This is a genomic window from Paraburkholderia nodosa DSM 21604, assembly GCF_000519185.1.
Lineage (GTDB): Bacteria > Pseudomonadota > Gammaproteobacteria > Burkholderiales > Burkholderiaceae > Paraburkholderia > Paraburkholderia nodosa.
Genome location: NZ_JAFA01000004.1, coordinates 180218 through 200179, shown reverse-complemented (window position 1 = coordinate 200179; position 19962 = coordinate 180218). Strand labels below are relative to the sequence as shown.

Here is a 19962-nt window from a genome sequence, read left to right as displayed (position 1 = left end):
GGACTTCCTCTCAAGGCATAAACGAAAACGGTGTTACAGCGGGAACACGCCCACCAGCACCGCGGTGAACACCATCAGCACCGTAGCGGCGAACAGGAATGGAATCGTGAACTTCTGATGCTCGGCGAGTTCCACGCCCGTCAACCCGACGATCAGGAACGTGGCCGGCGTGAGCGGGCTGACGGGAAAGCCGGTGGTCATCTGACCGAGGAGCGCCGCCTGCGCCATCTGCACGGACGGCACGCCCAGCATTTCCCCGCTCTTCGCCAGAACCGGCAGGATGCCGAAGTAAAACGAATCGGGGTCGAAAAGCAGGCTGAGCGGCATCGAAACGAGTCCCAGCACGAATGGCATATGACGGGCGTGATCGGCGGGCACATGCTGCACGACGACGTCGGCCATGGCATTGAGCATGCCGGTGCCGGTCATGATGCCGGTGAAAGCCCCCGCCGCAAGCAGCACGCTCGCCATCATCAGGGCCGCCTTCGCATGCGCGTCGACGCGTTCGCGCTGCTGGTTCACATCGGGATAGTTGATGACCAGCGCCAGCACCGTGCCGATCATGAACATGACCATGGGATCGACAATGCCCGACACGAGCGTCACGAGCACGACCAGCGTCAGCACCAGATTGATCCAGAAACGCTCAGGCCGGCGCAGCGCGAGTTCCTCCGGGGTGAGCACGCGCGGCGTCGCGGCAATGCCGGCCGCATGTTCGCGTGTGAGACCAAGACGCTTTTCCTCGCGCTTGCCGAGCACGTAGGCCGTGCCGAACACGAAAACCAGACCGACGATCTGCACGGGAATCATCGGATAGAAGATCACGGTGCCCGGAATATGCAAGGCCGCGGAAGCGCGCAACATGGGCCCGACCCAGGGAAGGAAGTTGACGCCCGCGGCCATCGAGGCGACGCACGCGAGAATCCGGCGGTCGAGACCGAGGCGGGTATAGAGCGGCATCATCGCGGGCAGCGTGACGAGGAACGTGACGGCGCCCGACCCATCGAGGTGGATAAGCAGCGCAAGCAGTGCGGAACCCATGACAATGCGCGGAGGATGGCAGCCCACCACGCGCAGCACGCCGTTGATGATCGGGTCGAGCATTCCCGCATCAGTCAGGATGCCGAAGAAAAGAATCGCAAAGACGAACATGCCCGCAACCGGACCGATGTTCTGCACCCCGTGAACGATGAACTTCGCGGTGGAGAGCCCGAATCCCGCAGCGAGCGCGGCGACGATGGGCACGGCGATCAGTGCGACGAGCGGCGAGAGCCGCTTCGTGATGATCAGCGTGAACAGGGCGATGATCGCGAGCGTTCCGATTAGCGCGAGCATGAACCGGTCTCCCTGTGCGTGAGGCTGCTTGCCTCGTGGGTAAGTGCCATTTCAGTCTCCTGCGCGGCGTTGCGTGCGCCGCCGTTGTGGTGATGTCCGGCCGCCTGTCGATGCGCTGGCTAGGTCTCGCGTGTCCGCTCGCCGAAGACCTGCGCCGCGTGTTCGTCGAGTGCCGGCGGCGCGCTCCGGTAAGTGGCCGGCGTGCGGCCCAGCTTGATCGGCGATGCGATGCCGCGGTAGGTCCCCATCTCGACCTTCATTGCGCGGTGGTCGACGTGGGGATGCGCGAGCGCCGCCCCCACGCCAAGCACCGGCGCACATGGCACGCCGTGGCGCACGAGCAGGTCGGCAAGCTGTGGGCCATCCCAGCCGGCGAAAGATTGTTCGAGTTCCGCGCGCAGTTCGTTGCGGTGCTGGCTGCGCGAGCGATTGTCGGCAAAGCGTGGGTCGTCGGCGAGGTGCGCTACGTCGATCAGCCGGCAGAGCGCCCCGAACTGCGTGTTGTTGCCGACCGCGAGGAAGATGTCGCCGCTGCCGGTGTGGAACATGTCGTAAGGCGTGATGTTCGGATGGGCGTTGCCGGTGCGCTGCGGCTCCTTGCCCGAGTAGAAGTAATTGGGCGTGTGCGGATGGAGGATCGAGAGCGCGCAATCGAACAGCGTCGATTCGACGAACTGGCCGCGCCCGCTAACCTCGCGCTCGCGCAACGCCATCAGGACGCCGAGGGCGGCATTGAGCCCCGTCACGAGATCGACGATCGGCACGCCGACGCGTAGCGGCGCACCGCCTGCCTCGCCGTTGACGCTCATGAGCCCGGTCATCGCCTGGATCGCCGCGTCGTAGCCGGGCAAGGCGCCGAGCGGACCGTCCGCGCCGAAGCCGGACACGCGGCAATGCACGAGGCGGGGAAAGCGCGTGGCGAGCACGGTGTCGTAACCGAGCCCCCATCGCTCGAGCGTGCCGATCTTGAAGTTCTCGACCAGGACGTCGGCCGTTTCGAGCAGTGCGAGCAGCCGTTCGCGCTCCGCAGGCTGTGTGAGATCCAGCACGACGCCCAGCTTGTTGCGATTGACGCCCTGAAAGTACGACGCGGTCTCGCCATCGAACGGGGGCCCCCAGCCGCGCGTTTCATCGCCGCCAGGCGGCTCGATCTTGATCACTTCCGCGCCATGGTCGGCGAGAATCTGCGTGCAGTATGGGCCGCCGAGGACACGGGACAGGTCCACGACGCGCAAGCCGTGCAGCGATCCTGTCGTTGAAAGTGAAGGAATGTCCATTTTTATCTGCACTACTTATTGATTGGAACTGAAATCGCGCAATCACCCATGCCGGTGCGGCCGGCTGGTGAACAGCCGACAGGTATCCAGCAGTGGAGAACCGTAACGTCGTGCGTACCGGCTCAACGCGAGTGTGCGCATTGAAATTCACCGCAGTGAATGAATATTCACACACAGGAATATGCGAGGTCAAGCCGGATCCCAAAAAGCCGCCCCAGGAATGTCCCTGGTGCTGGATGGCCAACGGCCGTCGCCCTGCCGGCTCTTATCGGCGGCAGGGGTGAGCCCGGGGAGAACAAGGCAGAAACGGAAAGGCGAGGGAAAAGGTCGATCCGACCAGATGAGAGGAATTCTGGAGCGGTCAGGGTTTTGCGGAGCGAGAGTCTGAAGCAGCATGTGCATCCAGCAATCGCTGAAACCCTTGGTGGGCCGGGTGGGGTTCGAACCCACGACGTCCTTTCGGAGGCGGATTATGAGTCCGCTGCCTGCAACCAACACGGCGTCCGGCCCACGAAGCTACGAAGCGTAGCGACAAACGAAACTACGATGACGTGTCAACAAAAAAGCCCGGTCTACCCAAAGGCCGGGCTTTTCGACGACAGGCCGACATACTACACGAAAGCGGGTCGGCCTGGCCATCGTGCACGTGACTTCCGTGCATTAAATCTAACCAGACTCAATTCCCTTCGAGGAACGACTTGAGCTTGTCCGAGCGGCTCGGGTGGCGCAGCTTGCGCAGCGCCTTCGCTTCGATCTGGCGAATGCGTTCGCGCGTCACGTCGAACTGCTTGCCCACTTCTTCGAGCGTGTGATCGGTGCTCATCTCGATACCGAAGCGCATGCGCAGCACCTTCGCCTCGCGCGGCGTGAGCGAGTCGAGCACATCCTTCACGACGTCGCGCATCGAGGCGTGCAGCGCGGCATCGGCAGGCGCCACCGTGTTGTTGTCCTCGATGAAGTCGCCCAGATGCGAATCGTCGTCGTCGCCGATCGGCGTTTCCATGGAGATCGGCTCCTTCGCGATCTTCATGATCTTGCGGATCTTGTCCTCCGGCATTTCCATCTTCTCGGCGAGCGTTGCCGGATCCGGCTCGAGACCGGTTTCCTGCAGGATCTGCCGCGAAATGCGGTTCATCTTGTTGATCGTCTCGATCATGTGAACCGGAATGCGGATCGTGCGCGCCTGGTCCGCGATCGAGCGCGTGATGGCCTGACGGATCCACCACGTCGCGTAGGTCGAGAACTTGTAGCCGCGCCGATATTCGAACTTGTCCACCGCCTTCATCAGGCCGATGTTGCCTTCCTGGATCAGGTCGAGGAACTGCAGGCCACGGTTCGTGTACTTCTTCGCAATCGAGATCACGAGACGCAGGTTCGCCTCGGTCATCTCGCGCTTCGCCTGGCGTGCCTTGAGTTCGCCGGCCGCCATCTGGCGGTTGGTTTCCTTCAGGTCCTTGAGCGGCAGCACCACGCGCGCCTGCAAATCGAGCAGGCGCTGCTGCTGTTCGCGGATGGCCGGAATGTTGCGCGAGAGGATGCCGCTATACGCATGGCTCTCGCCGACGATCTTTTCCGACCACTCGAGGTCGGTTTCATTGCCCGGGAAACGTGCGATGAACTCCGAGCGCGGCATGCCGCACTTGTCGACGACCGTGTGAAGAATCTGGCGTTCGACCTGGCGCACTTCGTCCACCTGCGCACGCAGCGTGTCGCACAGGCGCTCGACGGTACGCGCCGTGAAGCGGATCGACATCAGCTCGTTCTGGATGGTTTCCTGCGCCTTGAGGTAAGACTTCGACTTGTAGCCTTCCTTCTCGAACGCGCGGCGCATCTTGTCGAACCATTCGCTGATGAGGGCGAACTTTTCGAGCGAGGCACGCTTGAGGGCTTCGAGCTGTGCCGCGTTGGCCGTCGCCTGCGCCGCGCCGTCGTCCTCCTCCTCCTCCTCTTCTTCTTCCTCTTCCGCTTCTTCCTCTTCGTCCTCGTTTTCGATCTCTTCCGCTTCCTTGGCGTTGAAGCCGTCGGTGTCTTCAGCGTTGGGATCGATCAGGCCGTCGACGAGTTCATCCACGCGAATCTCGTCGTTCGCCACGCGCTCGGCCATGGCGAGGATGTCGGCAATGGTGGTCGGGCAGGCGGAGATCGCCATGACCATGTGCTTGAGGCCGTCTTCGATGCGCTTGGCGATTTCGATTTCGCCTTCGCGCGTGAGGAGCTCGACCGTGCCCATTTCGCGCATGTACATACGCACCGGGTCGGTCGTGCGGCCAAATTCGGAGTCGACAGTGGAGAGCGCGACTTCCGCTTCCTCTTCCACTTCGTCGTCCGAAGAAGCGTTGGGTGCGTTGTCGTTGAGCAGTAGCGTTTCGGCGTCGGGCGCCTGCTCGTAGACGGCCACGCCCATGTCGTTGAACGTGCTGATGATGCCTTCGATCGCCTCGGTTTCCGTGAAGTTGTCCGGGAGGTGATCGTTGATTTCCGCATAGGTGAGGAAGCCGCGCTCCTTGCCGAGCTTGATGAGCGCACGCAGCTTCGTGCGCCGCTCCTCGAGCTCCTCGACGGTGCCGGGCTGCGACGACGCGAACGCGTCTTTCAGCAGCGCCTTTTCCTTCGCTCGCCGGTCGCGCGCACGGGTGGTCTTTTCGACCTTGCCCGCGGCGGGGGGGCTGTCTTCGCTCTGGTTTGCGTCGTCATCGACGGGTACTTCATTCAGCTTTTTCGTCATGGAGTTCGCCGTACCGGCTAGTGTCTCGACTCGCGGCTGCTGGACAACAGCCTCTTGAACCGTGGATGCTTGAGCCTCGCGCTCTGCCGCATCGTCCTCGACGGCAGGCACTTCCCTTGCACTTCTCGAACCGGACCGCTTCGTTGCCGGCTGCGTAGCGGCTTTCGCCGCACGGACAGGCGCTGCTCGCGCAGCCGAAACAGTCATCGACCTCTTCCGGGTAGCCGGTTCAGAACGGTTGGTGGACTCACTGCCCGACGACCGGGCGGAAGAACGGGCAACTGTGGTCGCTGTGACCTCGCTGGTCGGCTCCGTCGAGCCCTTGCCTGTTGCCTTTTTTCCGCCTGTAGTCTTTGCCATTGCCATTCCGCCCCTTGCTGGAAAACTGGACATTCACGGATTACCCCAACCCATTATGCCCACCCGGAAAAAACAAAAACAAACCGCTGAAAACCTGTTATTTTACCACGCAGGGCAATAATCCCCCCGCGCGGTCCTTCCCTTACAAACCGAGCTGACGTTTCATGTCAGCCCGCGTCTGATTCAGTGACATCAATTCGGCAAGTTCCTCAGGCGTATGTCGCGACTGCCGCGAAAGCGCGTCCAGGCGATCGCAACAGGCGTCGTACCGCATTTTCAGGATTGCCGCCGTCAATTCTTCGCTCACGAGCCGCTCCTGCTCGCGGCGCTCCTCCACCGCAGCGCCATCTTCCGGATTTTTCATCAGCAAATCCCGAACGTTTTCATCATAGTCCAGAATTTCGCGAAAAATCTCCTCGAAGGTTGGAGCATTGGCCCCATTTCTCAGCAGGTCCGAAAGCAGCTGAAATTCCACCGAGTCGCCCAGTGCCCGCGCGTGAGTGGTCACTTCCTCGAACAACTCGCCGTGGCGCGTCAGTCCGATCAGCGCCTGTTCGGACTCTTCGTCCAGTTGCAGCACGATGCGCGGGTGCATCACGAGGTTGCGCAGCGCCTTGCGCTCGATACCGGTCACAAGGTGCCGGTCCTTGCGTGCGGGCGCCTGGCGCGCCGCCTGGGCAATGCGCGAGTCGATTTCGCACAGCGCGGCCACTTCCTCGAACGGCACGTCCAGGCGGTCCGCGAACATGTGCATGATCTGCGCCCGCAGGGCGTTCGCCGGCAGCGCCTGCAGGAGCGGCTTCGCGTCGAACAGCGCCCGGGCGCGCCCTTCCGGCTGGTCCAGCTCCTTGTCCGCCAGCACCTCGTTGAGCATGAACTGGGACAGCGGCATGGCCCGCTCGACCTGCTCCGAGAACGCCTCGGTGCCGAATTCGCGCACGTAGCTGTCCGGGTCGTGCTCCTCCGGCAGGAACAGGAAGCGAATCGTGCGGTTGTCGGCCGCGTGCGGCAGGCACGCGTCGAGCGCACGGCGCGCGGCGCGGCGGCCCGCCGAGTCGCCGTCGAAGCTGAAGATCACCGTGTCGGTCTGACGCATCAGCTTCTGCACGTGGATCGGCGTGCACGCGGTGCCGAGCGTCGCCACGGCGTTCTGGAAACCCAGCTGCGCGAGCGCGACGACATCCATATACCCCTCGACCACCAGAACATAGCGCTGTTCCCGGATCGCGAGGCGCGCCTCGAACAACCCGTACAGTTCGCTGCCCTTGTTAAATAGCGGCGTTTCCGGGGAATTCAAATACTTGGGCTCGCCGCCGTCCAGCACGCGGCCGCCAAAGCCGATGACCTGGCCCTTGACATTGCGGATCGGGAACATCACGCGATCGCGGAAACGGTCGTAGCGGCGCGACTGGCCTTGCGCGTCCTGCTTTTCGCTGACGATGACGAGGCCCGCCTCGACCAGCGCATCGTCGCGATAGTGGGTAAACGCCGTTTCGAGGTTCTGCCATCCATCGGGCGCGTAGCCCAAGCCGAAGCGCGCGGCGATTTCGCCCGTGAGGCCGCGCTTCTTGAGGTACTGGATGGCGTTGGTCGCGCTGCGCAGCTGCTTGCGGTAGTAGTCGCAGGCGGTCTGCATGACGTCGGAAAGCGCGGTGGTAACGGCCTTCGAGGCAGCCGGAGCATAGCCGCCCGCCGCACCGGCCCCACCGCCGCCACCGCGCAAGGGCGAAGGCTCTTGCGGCACGGTCAGGCCGACCGACTGGGCGAGTTCGTTGACGGCCTCGGGGAACGTCAGCCCCGCATGCTCCATGAGGAAGCCGATGGCGGTGCCGTGCGCGCCACAGCCGAAGCAGTGATAGAACTGCTTGGTTGGACTAACCGTGAACGAAGGGCTCTTCTCGTTGTGGAACGGACACAAGCCCATGAAGTTCGCGCCGCCCTTCTTGAGCTGCACGTAGCGACCCACCACGTCGACGATATCGACGCGGTTCAGCAGGTCTTGCAGGAACGAATGCGGAATCATCGAAGCGAGCGCGCTTGGGCAGCCGGGGCTCGCGCGGCCCGATACGTGACATGCGCGTGACATACGCGTGACGTACGGGCCTCGCGGCGTCGCCCTTGGGCCGGGCCGGCGCCGTGTGCGAGCCGGGTGCGCTTACTTCGAGAGCGCGGCTTTGACGAGCCCGGACACGGCCGTCATGTCGGCGCGCCCGGCCAGCTTCGGCTTGAGCACGCCCATCACCTTGCCCATGTCCTGCGGGCCGGCTGCGCCCACCTGCGCGACGGCGGCCTGCACCTCGGCGGCGATCTCGGCGTCCGAGAGCTGCGCGGGCATGTAGGCGGCCAGGATGGTCAGCTCGGCGGCTTCCTTGTCGACGAGATCGGTGCGGCCCGCGGCCTCGAACTGGCTGATCGAGTCCTTGCGCTGCTTGATCATCTTGTCGATGACGGCGGTGATGCCGGCGTCGTCGAGCGTCACGCGTTCGTCGACTTCACGTTGCTTGATAGCGGCGAGCAGCAGACGAATCGTGGCGAGGCGTTCGCTTTCGCGCGCGCGCATCGCGGTTTTCATGTCGTCGTTGATCTGGTCTTTGAGACTCATCACTCACCTGAATTACGTTGGGGTTGCTGGAATGCAAAAACCCGCCTGGAAACGCTTCCAGGCGGGTTGGCGCAAATTCGACATGGTTGCGACCACACCAGAGGACAGCGGCGGCCGCGTTGCGCGATGTAACCAGAGGCCGCGGACCGGCTGTCCACGTCGCCGCGAGATTTACGCGAGGCCCACGCTGGAACTGCGCGGCCACGCGCCACGGCGACGCCGGAATCAGTACAGCTTCTTCGGCAACATCTGGCTGCGCAGACGCTTGAAGTGGCGCTTCACCGCCGCCGCCTTCTTGCGCTTGCGTTCAGCCGTGGGCTTCTCGTAGAACTCGCGCGCGCGAAGTTCGGTCAACAGACCGTTCTTTTCGATCGTGCGCTTGAAGCGGCGCATGGCGACTTCAAAGGGTTCGTTTTCTTTTACGCGGATGGTCGTCATTTTCCAATAACGGATCGGGGGTAAAGAGGCCTGAGTATAGCAGTTCCGGATTTGGGCATTGCGTGCCGGTTCGGGGGGAAACCCCAATTCCGGCAACCGGGCCGACCGCCCCCAGAGCCTTCCCCGGCGGGGCTGCGCAGCATCACGCAGCGCCCGGCCCGACCAGCAGCAACGGCAGATGTGTGATCTCGATGGCGCGCTGGGCGACGCTGCCGAGCAGCCAGCGCGCGACGCCCCGCCGGCCCTGTGTCCCAAGCGCGACGAGATCGGCCTGCCAATCCTGCGCGTCGCGCAAAACGGTGTGGGCGATGTCGTCGCGCATGCGCCCGGTGGGCACGAGGGCCGTTTCGTAGGCACGGCCTGACGCGTCGAGTTGCGCGTGCGCGCCCGCGAGCGCCTTGCGCCCAAGGTCGGCGAGCGCATCTTCCAGCACCGAGCCCGGCACCGGGTCGCCGGCCACGCTGCTGCGGTCCACGACATAAACCGCGCGCAACGTGGCTTGCGGTTCGGCCAGCCGCAGCGCCGCGTCAATCGCCTGCGCCGAGGCCGGACTGCCGTCCGTCGCCAGCAGGATACGGCCGAGCGGCGCGTGACCGTTCGCTTCTTCGTACTCCACGGGTACGACCAGCAGCGGACAGGGCGCGCAAACGGCGAGCGCCCCCGAAACCGAACCGTCGACCCAGCGCTTCATGCGCCCCTGGTGCCGCGTGCCGACGATCAGCACGTCGGCCTGCCAGTCGCGCGCCGCGTCGGCTAGCGCAGGCACGACGGCGCCGGCCTCGGCGGAGAGGCCGACCACCTGCCCTTCGACCAGGGCGGCTTGTCCATTGAACGCCGACATCGCGTGCTCGAGCGTGCGCTCGGCGGCGTGGAGATATTCGTCGCGCGCCGCGCTGAGCGCGTCCGACATCCACGCATCGCCTGCGGTGTAAGCGCCGCCGGCATTCCACGCGCCCGGCGGTTCGGCCGCGCACACGATACGCACCTGGGCGTCGCGCGGCACCACACGCGACGCAAAACGCAGTGCCTGCGTCGATGCCTTCGAATCGTCCGCGGCAATCATGATTCGCCGCAGTGGCCCGCGCATTTGCACGCTGTGCTGCTGTTCCTCTCGATTCACGTTTCGTACCTTTTCCTCGTGGGTCAGGCATTCAAGCGTGAACCTCGGACGCCGAGCCAACAATGACAGGGGTCAACCGCGAGAGAGTCGGCAGGGCGTATCGGTCAGAAAATCAGCCTGCGCCCAGCGAATATTGGGCGGCGGCCTCCCCGGCCGCAACGCCCGAGGCCCACGCCCACTGGAAGTTATAGCCGCCAAGCCAACCGGTCACGTCCACGGCTTCGCCCACGAAATAGAGGCCCGGCACGCGCTGGCTCATCATCGTCGCCGAGGAGAGTTCGCGTGTGTCCACGCCGCCGCGCGTGACCTCGGCCTTCTTGTAGCCTTCGGTGCCTGTGGGGGTGAGCGTCCACTGGGAGAGCCCTTCACCGATCTTGCGCAACGTCTTATCGGGCAGATCGGCGATACGCGCGTCGGCCTTCACCTGATGCGCCTCCAGCCACACATGCGCGAGGCGCGCCGGCACCCATTCAGCGAGCAGGTTGCCGATCTGACGTTTCGTCGCGCCCTTGGCTTCGATCATTGCCGCCGCCGGATCGTGCTCGGGCAGCAGGTTCACGCGGATCGGCTGGCCGGGCTGCCAGAAGCTCGAAATCTGCAGGACGCCGGGACCGGACAGGCCGCGATGCGTGAAGAGCAGGTCTTCGTCGAACGCGCCGCCGGTCTTGCGCTCGCCCGTCGTCACGTGAACTTCGAGCGATACGCCCGCGAGCGGCACATAGGGCGCCCACTCGTCCTGCGCGAACGTAAGCGGCACGAGCGCGGGGCGCATGTCGATGAGCTTGTGGCCGAACTGCTTCGCGATGCGATAAGCGAAGTCGGTTGCACCGATCTTCGGGATCGACAGTCCACCGGTCGCGATCACGAGCGCTTTCGCGCGTATCTCGCCCTGCGGCGTGCCGAGCGTGAAGCCCGCGCCGTCGGCATGACTCACCGCTTCCACTGGCAGCGGCCGGCGCCACGCCACCTGGCCCGCGTCGCACTCGGCGCGTAGGACGTCGATGATCGCGTCGCTCGACTGGTCGCAGAAAAGCTGGCCCTTGTGCTTTTCGTGCCAGGTCACGCGATGCTGGCGCAGCAGCGCGAGGAAGTCGCGCGGCGTGTAGCGCGCCAGCGCCGAACGGCAGAAATGCGGGTTGCTCGAGAGATAGTTGGCGGGGCTCGCGTGCAGGTTCGTGAAGTTGCAGCGCCCGCCGCCCGAAATGCGGATTTTTTCCGCGAGGCGCGGCGCGTGGTCGATCAGCGCCACGCGGCGGCCCTGCTGGCCCGCCACCGCCGCGCACATCATGCCGGCCGCCCCTGCGCCGATCACGGCGATGTCGAAAGATTCCATGGCGCGCATTCTACCTGCGCCGCGGCGGGGCTTGTCCGCGGGGGGCTCCGCTTGCCGCCCTCAACCGGCTTTGACGCGCGCTGCTATACTTTTATGCTCCGTTAATTCTTGATTTAGCGACGGTTTTTGGCGGCTCGCGCCGCGCGATACCGTTGCCCTGCCCCACATCATGCTCGTTCTCGGCATCGAAAGCTCCTGCGACGAAACCGGCCTCGCGCTCTACGACAGCGAGCGCGGCCTGCTCGCGCACGCGCTGCACTCGCAGATCGCCATGCACCGCGAGTACGGCGGCGTCGTGCCGGAGCTTGCCTCGCGCGACCATATCCGCCGCGCGCTGCCACTGCTCGAAGAAGTGCTCGCGAAGAGCGGCGCGGCGAAAAGCGACATCGACGCCATCGCGTTCACGCAAGGCCCCGGCCTCGCGGGCGCGCTGCTCGTAGGCGCCAGCATCGCCAATGCGCTCGCCATGGCCTGGAATCGGCCGACCGTGGGGATTCACCACCTCGAAGGGCATCTGCTTTCGCCGCTGCTGGTCGATGCGCCGCCGCCGTTTCCGTTCGTCGCGCTGCTCGTGTCGGGCGGCCATACGCAACTCATGCGCGTGACCGACGTGGGCGTCTACGAAACCCTCGGCGAGACGCTCGACGACGCCGCCGGGGAAGCCTTCGACAAAACGGCCAAGCTGCTCGGCCTGGGCTATCCGGGCGGCCCGGAAGTCTCGCGCCTCGCGGAGTTCGGCACGCCAGGCGCAGTCGAACTGCCGCGTCCGATGCTGCATTCGGGCGATCTCGACTTCAGCTTCAGCGGCCTCAAAACGGCTGTGCTCACGCAAGTGAAAAAGCTCGGCACGAATATCTGCGAGCAGGGCAAGGCCGACATCGCGCGCGGTTTCGTCGATGCAGCCGTCGAAGTGCTGGCCGCGAAATCGCTCGCCGCGCTCAAGCGCACGCAGATGAAGCGCCTCGTGGTGGCGGGCGGCGTGGGCGCGAACAAGCAGTTGCGCGAGACGCTTTCGGCGGCAGCGCAAAAGCGCGGCTTCGAGGTGCATTACCCGGACCTGTCGCTGTGCACCGACAACGGCGCGATGATTGCGCTCGCGGGTGCGCTGCGCCTCGCGCGCTGGCCCGAGCAGGCCACGCGCGATTACGCGTTCACGGTGAAGCCGCGCTGGGATCTGACGTCGCTCGCGCAGCAGTAATCCGTTTGCCGCCGCAGACGTAAAAAAGCCGCCCTGAGGCGGCTTTTTTGTTGACGGCGCAACCGGGCGGCCAGCTTTACGCCGCGCGCTTGTCGTGCTCGATCACGGCGTAGGCGCTGTGATTGTGGATCGACTCGAAGTTTTCGGCTTCGAGCGTATAGGCGATCACGCGTGCGTCGGCGTTCAGTCGCACGGCCACGTCGCGCACGAGGTCTTCGACGAACTTGGGGTTCTCATACGCGCGCTCGGTCACGAACTTCTCGTCCGGACGCTTGAGCAAGCCCCACAGCTCGCACGATGCCTCTTCTTCGGCGATGCGAATGAGGTTTTCCACCGGCAGATCGCCTTCGAACTCGACGTTCATCGTCACGTGCGAGCGCTGGTTGTGCGCGCCGTATTGCGAGATCTTCTTCGAGCACGGGCACAGGCTCGTCACGGGCACGAGCACCTTGAGGAACAGGCGCGCTTGCCCGTTGCGCACGTCGCCCGTGAGCGTCACTTCGTAGTCCAGCAGACTTTCCACGCCCGACACCGGCGCCACTTTCTTCACGAAGTACGGGAACGTCACTTCGATACGGCCCGCCTGCGATTCGAGCTTCGTGAGCATCGCGGCCAGCATCGCGCGGAACGTGGCGGGCTCAAGCGGCGCCTTGTTCTCTTCGAGCAGCGCGACGAAGCGCGACATGTGCGTGCCCTTCTGGTCGGCCGGCAGATGAACGTCGAGATTCCACGTGCCGACGCTCGGCTGGACGTCGCCCGCGCCCGTCTTCACCGTGAGCGGATGGCGCACGGCCTTCACGCCTACGCGCTGGATCACGATCTGACGGGTATCGACGGAGCTTTGGACGTCCGGCATCACGAAGGCCGGGTTCATCTGATTCATGTTCTTATCCTCAAGCCGCGCCGTACGTGGCGCGCAAATAACAAACGCCGGCATGAGCCGGCGTTTGCTGGCGGAAAGCCGGGTAGGAAACCCGCCCGCCAGTTCAAATGTGAATTGGGCTGCCGCGAGGCGCCAGGCAAACCATAGCGACCTCAATCGACCTTACGCGACGCGCATCACCGACTTGCCGGACACCGCCTTGTCGAGAAAGCGCTCGCGAATCGACTTCGCGATCCCTGCTGCGTCGAGCCCACAGCCCGCCAGCAGCTTCGCCGGGTCGCCGTGGTCGATGAAGCGGTCGGGGAGGCCCAATTGTAGTACGGGCTTGATAACCCCACTTTCAAGGAGGGCTTCCACGCAGGCCGAACCGGCGCCGCCCATGATGCTGCCTTCCTCGATGGTCACGAGGTAATCGTGCGTTTCGGCGAGCTGCTTCACGAGGTCCGCGTCGAGCGGCTTCACGAAGCGCATGTTCGCCACGGTGGCGTCCAGTTCCTCGGCTGCCTTGAGCGATGGCGCGACCATCGTACCGAACGCGAGAATCGCGATACGGCTGCCTGCCGGCGCCTTGCTCTCGCGGCGGACTTCGCCCTTGCCCACCGGCAGCGCGGCCATCTGCTTGACGGTCGCCACGCCCGTGCCCGCACCGCGCGGGTAGCGCACGGCCGTCGGGCAGTCCTGCTGGAGCGCCGTGTAGAGCATCTGACGAGATTCGTTTTCGTCGGACGCCGCCATGATCATCATGTTCGGGATGCAGCGCATGAACGCGAGATCGTATGCGCCCGCGTGCGTCGCGCCATCGGCACCGACGAGGCCCGCGCGGTCGATCGCGAACACGACCGGCAGATTCTGCAGCGCCACGTCGTGAATCAGCTGGTCATACGCGCGCTGCAGGAAGGTCGAGTAGATCGCGACCACGGGCTTCAGGCCCTCGGCCGCGAGACCGCCCGCGAACGTCACGGCGTGCTGCTCGGCGATGCCCACGTCGTAGTAGCGGTCCGGGAAGCGCTTTTCGAACTCCACCATGCCCGAGCCTTCGCGCATGGCCGGGGTGATGCCGATCACGCGCTGGTCGAGTTCGGCCGCGTCGCACAGCCATTCGCCGAACACTTGCGTGTAGGTCTTCTTGGCGGGCGTTGCCGACGGCTTGATGCCTTCGGCCGGGTTGAACTTGCCGGGACCGTGGTACAGGACCGGGTCGGCTTCGGCGAGCTTGTAGCCCTGGCCTTTCTTCGTCACGACGTGCAGGAATTGCGGGCCGCGCAGTTCCTTGATGTTCTGCAGCGTCGGGATCAGCGAATCCAGATCGTGGCCGTCGATCGGCCCGATGTAGTTGAAGCCGAATTCCTCGAACAGCGTAGCCGGCACGATCATGCCCTTCGCGTGCTCTTCGAGCTTGCGCGCGAGGTCGAGCACCGGCGGCGCATGGCGCAGCACGCGCTCCACGCCCGCGCGTGCTGCGGCGTAGAAGCGGCCCGACATGAGGCGTGCGAGATGGCGATTGAGCGCGCCAACCGGCGGCGAAATCGACATGTCGTTGTCGTTGAGGATGACGAGCAGCGGCACGTCGTCTTCCACGCCGCCGTTGTTCAGCGCCTCGAAGGCCATGCCGGCCGTCATCGCGCCGTCGCCGATCACGGCGATGCCCATGGCGTTGTCGCCCTTGAGCTTGCTCGCGACGGCCATGCCGAGCGCCGCCGAAATCGACGTGCTCGAGTGCGCGGTGCCGAACGTGTCGTACGGCGACTCGTCGCGTTTCGGGAAGCCCGAAATGCCGCCGAGTTGACGCAGCGTCGACATCTGGTCGCGGCGGCCCGTCAGGATCTTGTGCGGATAGGTCTGATGGCCCACGTCCCAGACGATGCGGTCGCGCGGCGTGTCGAACACGTAGTGCAGCGCGATCGTCAGTTCGACCGTACCAAGGTTGGACGACAGGTGGCCGCCCGTTTGCGAGACGCTCTCGAGAACGAAGGCACGCAGTTCGTCGGCAAGCGGTTGCAACTGGCGGCGATCAAGGCGGCGCAAATCCGCCGGGTCGTCAATGGTTTTCAGCAAGTCGTACATCGTCGTTCCATTGTAGGAAAACTGGCGCTCCCGCACTTTTTCTGCGCATTACTTCCGTTTCATGCGCGTGGGCGGGTTGCGCGGTCAGCTCACCCGGTTCACCACCAGGTCAGCGAGTTCGGCGAGGCGCTGAGCGCGCGCGCCGAACGGTTCGAGCGCCGCATGCGCGTCGGCGCGCAACTGCTGTGCGAGCGCACGCGAGGCATCAAGACCGATAATCGACACGTAGGTCGGCTTGCCGTCCTTCGCGTCCTTGCCCGCGGTCTTGCCGAGCGTTGCGGAGTCGGCGGTGACGTCGAGAATGTCGTCCACCACCTGGAATGCGAGGCCCACGGCCGCCGCGTACCTGTCGAGCGCGGCAAGGCTTTCCGCCGAAGGCGTCTCGCCCGCCAGCGCGCCCATGCGGACCGCGGCGCGCAGGAGCGCGCCGGTCTTCAGGCGGTGCATCGTTTCGAGCTGCTCGCGGGTAAGCGAATGGCCTACGCTCGCGAGGTCGATGGCCTGGCCGCCGGCCATGCCGATCGAGCCGCTGGCCAGCGCGAGTTCGCGCACGAGCGATGCCTGGTGCTGGGCACCGAGCACATCCGAGGTCAGCGTGATGAAGGCCTGCGACTGCAGCGCATCGCCCACCAGCAGCGCCGTCGGTTCGTCATATTTGACGTGTACGGTGGGTTTGCCGCGACGCATGTCGTCGTCGTCCATGCACGGCATGTCGTCGTGCACGAGCGAGTAGACGTGGATCATTTCGAGCGCACAGGCCGCCGCGTCGAGCGCTTCCGGCGTGGCGTTCGTGAGTTCGCCGGCCGCGTGGCACAGGAGCGGACGCACCCGCTTGCCGCCGCCCATCACGGCATAACGCATGGCGTCATGCAGCGGCGCCGGCAGCACGTCGGCAGCCGGCAAATAGTGATCGAGCGCGCTTTCGACCCGGTCGAGTACCTGCCGGGTCCATTGGTCAAATGTCATAGATCGTCGTCTCCGCCCGCTGCGGAGTCTGTCGTATTGAGGGGCACGGGCCGCAGCGTCTCGCCGTCGAGCACGCGCACCTGTTGTTCAACCTTTTCGAGCTGCTGCTGGCAGAACCGCACGAGCGCCGCGCCGCGGCGGTAGGCTGCCAGCGATTCTTCCAGGCTCAGGCTGCCGCCTTCCATGCGTGCAACGAGCCCGTCGAGCTCCGCAAGCGCCGCCTCATAGCTCTCGGGCAGGGCTTCGCCCTCGGCCAGCCCGGCTGCGCTTTCGCCCGCGCCAGCGCGGTCTTTTGTTGCGGATTTCGCCATGAGTCGTAGCCAGAATGAAACAAGGCGGACATTCTACGGCAAAAGGTCCATTTCGACCCGCTCCCCGGCTTGTGTGCCCTCTCGACCACACGCTCGGGGTCAGTACAAATCGGTTCCTGACGGCCCGATTACCCGTGCATTTGTCTCATATTTCCTGAATTCCTGCCGTCTTTCCGGTGTAATTTTGGCAAAAATCAGTCACTTAGCTACCCCATGAGGGGGTAACCGGGTATAATCGCCGGCTCCCTAAATCGAATCTTCGATGGTTGGGTTGTTCACTGCTTTCACGTCTTCATCGGGAGTGGGAATGTCCAATCTGAGCAATGCATTGCAGCTGAAGTCTATCCACAGCCAGCTGCCAGTCACCGCTTATTTTGACGAAGCGCTACTCAAGCGCGAAATCGACACGCTTTTCCAGAAGGGTCCTCGCTACGTCGGGCACGAACTCATGGTGCCCGAGGCGGGAAACTATTTTGCGCTGCCCGGCGAAAAAGAAGGCCGCGTGCTCGTTCGCAACCAGAGCAACGAAATCGAGCTGCTCTCGAACGTGTGCCGGCATCGCCAGGCCATCATGCTAAACGGTCGCGGCACGGCAGACAACATTGTATGTCCGCTGCATCGCTGGACCTATGACCTCAAGGGCGAACTGCTCGGCGCACCGCACTTCGCGGACAAGCCGTGTCTGAACCTGAACAGCTCGCCGCTGCAGAAGTGGAACGGGCTGCTGTTCGAATCCGCGGGCCGCGACGTCGCGCGCGATCTCGCACGCCTTGGGCCGGCGAAACACCTCGACTTTACGGACTACATGTTCGATCACGTCGAGGTTCACGAGTGCAACTACAACTGGAAGACCTTCATCGAGGTCTATCTGGAAGACTATCACGTCGTGCCCTTCCACCCGGGCCTCGGCAACTTCGTCTCGTGCGACGACCTCCAGTGGGAGTTCGGCGAGTGGTATAGCGTGCAGACGGTCGGCGTGCACAAGCACCTCGGCAAGCCGGGCAGCCCGACGTACCGCAAGTGGCACGACGAAGTCCTGCGCTTTCGCAACGGCGTGCCGCCCGAGTTCGGCGCGATCTGGATGGTGTACTACCCGAATCTGATGATCGAGTGGTATCCGCACGTGCTCGTGGTCTCGTGGCTCATCCCGCAGGGCACGCAGAAAACGACCAACATCGTCGAGTTCTATTACCCCGAGGAAATCACGCTATTCGAGCGCGAATTCGTCGAGGCCGAGCGCGCCGCCTATATGGAAACCGCCGTCGAAGACGACGAGATTGCCGAGCGCATGGACGCCGGCCGTCGTGCGCTCTTCGAGCGCGGCGTTTCCGAGGTCGGCCCGTATCAGAGCCCGATGGAGGACGGCATGCAGCACTTCCACGAGTTTCTGCGCCGCGAGCTGGGACCGCTCTGACGCACGGCCAGGCGCGAGCCTCGGGCAACTCGAACGCATCACGGAAAGACGGGCTTAGGCCCGTCTTTTTGTTTAGACTGACGGCACCGGGCCGTCGCATAGCGAGAGAGGGCGGCCTTGCACGATTCAAGGAGCCGTCATGCCCCACACGCACTACACCACGCTGATCTCGGCCGCCAATCTGCACGAACGCCTGACCGCCGCGCCAGGCAGCGTGCTGGTTTTCGACTGCCGCTTCGATCTCGCCGATCCCGCCGCGGGCGAGAACGCCTATGCGCTCGGCCATCTGCCCGGCGCCCAATACCTGCATCTGGACCGCGACCTCTCGGGCCCGAAGACCGGCAAGAACGGCCGCCATCCGCTGCCCGACCGCTCGGCGCTCGTCGCCACGCTCTTGCTGCGCGGGCTCAACGAAGGCCAGCAGGTCGTGGCCTACGACGCGCAAAGCGGCGCCTACGCCGCACGCCTGTGGTGGCTCCTGCGCTGGCTCGGCCACGACTCGGTGGCCGTGCTCGACGGCGGCCTCAAGGCGTGGGAGGCGGCGGGCTTCCCGCTCGTGCGCGACGTGCCCGCGCCCGCGCGCGGCACCTTCAAGGCGGCCGCACCGCTCCAGGTGACGGTGGACGCGCAGGCCATCGTCCGCAATCTCGCCACGCACGAACTCACGGTCGTCGACGCCCGCGCCGCCGACCGCTATCGCGGCGAAAACGAAACGATCGACCCGGTGGGCGGCCATATTCCTGGCGCGCGCAATCGGTTTTATCAGGACAATCTCACGCCGGATGGCCGCTTCAAATCGGCGCACGCGCTGCGCGAGGATTTCACGGCGGTGCTGCCGGGCATCACGCCCGAACACGTGGTCCTGCAATGCGGCTCGGGCGTGACCGCCTGCCACAATGCGCTCGCGATGGAGATTGCCGGCCTGCACGGCGCGGCGCTCTACCCCGGTTCGTGGAGCGAATGGAGCGCCGACGCGTCGCGGCCGGTCGCGACGGGCCCCAACCCCTGAGCCGGGAGTCCGGAAACGGGCACGGCGTCACATCACGCCGTGCTCCTTGAACCAGGCAAGCGCGCGCTTCCAGCCGTCTTGCGCATCGGCCTTGCGATAGCTCGGCCGGTAGTCCGCGAAGAACGCGTGGCCCGCGTCGTTGTACACGACGATTTGCGAGCTGCGCCCGCCCTGCGGGCCCTGTGCGATGGCGGCCTTCATCTGCTCGAGCGAGTCCTGCGGGTTGCCTGGATCCTGCAAGCCATATAACCCGAGCACCGGCACTTGCAGGTTGCTCGCGAGATCGAGCGGATTGCTCGGCGCATTCGGCGTGTGCGGGCCCGCCACGCGCCCGTACCACACCACCGCCGCCTTGATGTGCGGGTTGTGCTCCGCGTAGAGCCACGCATAGCGCCCGCCCCAGCAAAAGCCGTTGACGCCCACGCGCTTCGTGTCGCCGCCATGCTCGCCCGCCCAGGCAATGGCCGCGTCGATGTCGCCCATCACCTGGGCGTCGGACACCTTGCTCGCGATGTTCTCGTTGATCTGCTGAATCGTCGGGTACACGGAGGCGTCGCCCTGGCGCACGAAGAAATCCGGCGCGATGGCCAGATAGCCGAGTTTCGCAAAGCGCCGGCACACATCGGCGATATGCTCGTGCACGCCGAAAATTTCGTGAATCACGATGATCACCGGCAAGTGCGTCTTGCCGCGCGGCTGTGCGCGATACGCCGGGATGAGCGTGCCGCCCGACTGGAAGCCGATCTCGCCGGCTTCGAGACCTTCGCTGTCGGTGTGGATGGTTTGCGCGGAGACGGGCAGCACGGCAGCGGCGAATCCGCCGCCGAGCGCCGCCTTGATGAAGGTGCGCCGATCGAACGGCACGTGCGGGACGAGGCTATCGACTTCGGGTTTCAGCATGCAGCGCTCCTTGAAGATCAAACAGCG

General features: G+C 64.8%; 17 protein-coding genes and 1 tRNA gene. 4 read left to right on the top strand and 14 right to left on the bottom strand.

Annotated elements, in window-relative coordinates; translation table 11 throughout:
• Nucleotides 1-33: 33 nt before the first annotated feature.
• From A3CW_RS0107330 to rpoD, 4 genes are all read right to left on the bottom strand, one after another.
• Complete coding sequence (locus tag A3CW_RS0107330) at nucleotides 34-1335, bottom strand: CitMHS family transporter (RefSeq protein WP_028202981.1); 1302 nt, start codon at nucleotides 1333-1335, stop codon at nucleotides 34-36.
• Between the two features lie 119 nt (nucleotides 1336-1454).
• Entirely contained in the window at nucleotides 1455-2612 is a 1158-nt protein-coding gene (locus A3CW_RS0107325; RefSeq protein WP_035512513.1) for a CaiB/BaiF CoA transferase family protein, read from the bottom strand.
• A 422-nt stretch (nucleotides 2613-3034) separates the two neighbouring features.
• Nucleotides 3035-3122, bottom strand: a tRNA-Ile gene (locus A3CW_RS0107320).
• Nucleotides 3123-3288: 166 nt separating this feature from the next.
• Nucleotides 3289-5697 (bottom strand): RNA polymerase sigma factor RpoD, encoded by a 2409-nt coding sequence (rpoD, locus tag A3CW_RS0107315; protein WP_081771555.1) that lies wholly within the window; start codon nucleotides 5695-5697, stop codon nucleotides 3289-3291.
• On the opposite strand from rpoD, the gene A3CW_RS53245 reads away from it, so the two are divergent.
• Nucleotides 5579-5818 (top strand): hypothetical protein, encoded by a 240-nt coding sequence (locus A3CW_RS53245; RefSeq protein ID WP_169739095.1) that lies wholly within the window; start codon nucleotides 5579-5581, stop codon nucleotides 5816-5818. The two genes, rpoD and A3CW_RS53245, sit on opposite strands and share 119 nt — an antisense overlap.
• Before the next feature lie 21 nt (nucleotides 5819-5839).
• Here A3CW_RS53245 and dnaG read toward each other — a convergent pair whose 3' ends face one another.
• The 5 genes from dnaG to A3CW_RS0107290 form a co-directional block, all read right to left on the bottom strand.
• Nucleotides 5840-7720, bottom strand: coding sequence for a DNA primase (gene dnaG, locus A3CW_RS0107310; protein WP_028202978.1), 1881 nt, complete (start codon nucleotides 7718-7720; stop codon nucleotides 5840-5842).
• Nucleotides 7721-7852: 132 nt separating this feature from the next.
• The gene (locus A3CW_RS0107305) at nucleotides 7853-8299 is read right to left on the bottom strand and encodes a GatB/YqeY domain-containing protein (RefSeq protein WP_028202977.1); all 447 of its coding nucleotides are present in this window, start codon (nucleotides 8297-8299) and stop codon (nucleotides 7853-7855) included.
• Between the two features lie 225 nt (nucleotides 8300-8524).
• Nucleotides 8525-8737, bottom strand: a complete 213-nt coding sequence (gene rpsU / locus A3CW_RS0107300; protein WP_013434742.1) for a 30S ribosomal protein S21 — start codon at nucleotides 8735-8737, stop codon at nucleotides 8525-8527.
• A gap of 142 nt (nucleotides 8738-8879) precedes the next feature.
• Nucleotides 8880-9857, bottom strand: coding sequence for a universal stress protein (locus tag A3CW_RS0107295; RefSeq protein WP_154677876.1), 978 nt, complete (start codon nucleotides 9855-9857; stop codon nucleotides 8880-8882).
• 112 nt (nucleotides 9858-9969) lie between these two features.
• A complete protein-coding gene (locus A3CW_RS0107290) occupies nucleotides 9970-11190 on the bottom strand; it encodes a BaiN/RdsA family NAD(P)/FAD-dependent oxidoreductase (RefSeq protein WP_028202975.1) in 1221 nt (406 codons plus the stop codon).
• 169 nt (nucleotides 11191-11359) lie between these two features.
• Between A3CW_RS0107290 and tsaD the strand changes: the two genes are divergently transcribed.
• Nucleotides 11360-12388: a tRNA (adenosine(37)-N6)-threonylcarbamoyltransferase complex transferase subunit TsaD gene (gene tsaD, locus A3CW_RS0107285; protein ID WP_035512511.1), complete on the top strand. Its 1029-nt coding sequence runs from the start codon at nucleotides 11360-11362 to the stop codon at nucleotides 12386-12388.
• A 76-nt stretch (nucleotides 12389-12464) separates the two neighbouring features.
• Here tsaD and folE2 read toward each other — a convergent pair whose 3' ends face one another.
• From folE2 to A3CW_RS0107265, 4 genes are all read right to left on the bottom strand, one after another.
• Nucleotides 12465-13271 carry a GTP cyclohydrolase FolE2 gene (folE2, locus tag A3CW_RS0107280; protein WP_028202973.1) on the bottom strand — a complete coding sequence of 269 codons (807 nt, stop codon included), beginning with the start codon at nucleotides 13269-13271 and terminating at the stop codon, nucleotides 12465-12467.
• 162 nt (nucleotides 13272-13433) lie between these two features.
• Nucleotides 13434-15335: a 1-deoxy-D-xylulose-5-phosphate synthase gene (gene dxs, locus A3CW_RS0107275; protein ID WP_028202972.1), complete on the bottom strand. Its 1902-nt coding sequence runs from the start codon at nucleotides 15333-15335 to the stop codon at nucleotides 13434-13436.
• An 84-nt stretch (nucleotides 15336-15419) separates the two neighbouring features.
• Nucleotides 15420-16301: a polyprenyl synthetase family protein gene (locus tag A3CW_RS0107270; protein ID WP_028202971.1), complete on the bottom strand. Its 882-nt coding sequence runs from the start codon at nucleotides 16299-16301 to the stop codon at nucleotides 15420-15422.
• The gene (locus A3CW_RS0107265; RefSeq protein WP_028202970.1) at nucleotides 16298-16612 is read right to left on the bottom strand and encodes an exodeoxyribonuclease VII small subunit; all 315 of its coding nucleotides are present in this window, start codon (nucleotides 16610-16612) and stop codon (nucleotides 16298-16300) included. Before A3CW_RS0107265 ends, A3CW_RS0107270 begins: the two co-directional genes overlap by 4 nt.
• Before the next feature lie 307 nt (nucleotides 16613-16919).
• Here A3CW_RS0107265 and A3CW_RS0107260 point away from each other — a divergent pair, with 307 nt between their 5' ends.
• Both A3CW_RS0107260 and A3CW_RS0107255 read left to right on the top strand, forming a co-directional pair.
• Complete coding sequence (locus A3CW_RS0107260; RefSeq protein ID WP_028202969.1) at nucleotides 16920-18026, top strand: aromatic ring-hydroxylating oxygenase subunit alpha; 1107 nt, start codon at nucleotides 16920-16922, stop codon at nucleotides 18024-18026.
• A 139-nt stretch (nucleotides 18027-18165) separates the two neighbouring features.
• Nucleotides 18166-19035, top strand: a complete 870-nt coding sequence (locus tag A3CW_RS0107255) for a sulfurtransferase (protein WP_028202968.1) — start codon at nucleotides 18166-18168, stop codon at nucleotides 19033-19035.
• Nucleotides 19036-19062: 27 nt separating this feature from the next.
• Here the strand turns inward: A3CW_RS0107255 and A3CW_RS0107250 are convergent, their stop codons facing one another.
• Nucleotides 19063-19935: a dienelactone hydrolase family protein gene (locus A3CW_RS0107250; RefSeq protein WP_028202967.1), complete on the bottom strand. Its 873-nt coding sequence runs from the start codon at nucleotides 19933-19935 to the stop codon at nucleotides 19063-19065.
• Nucleotides 19936-19962: the final 27 nt, after the last annotated feature.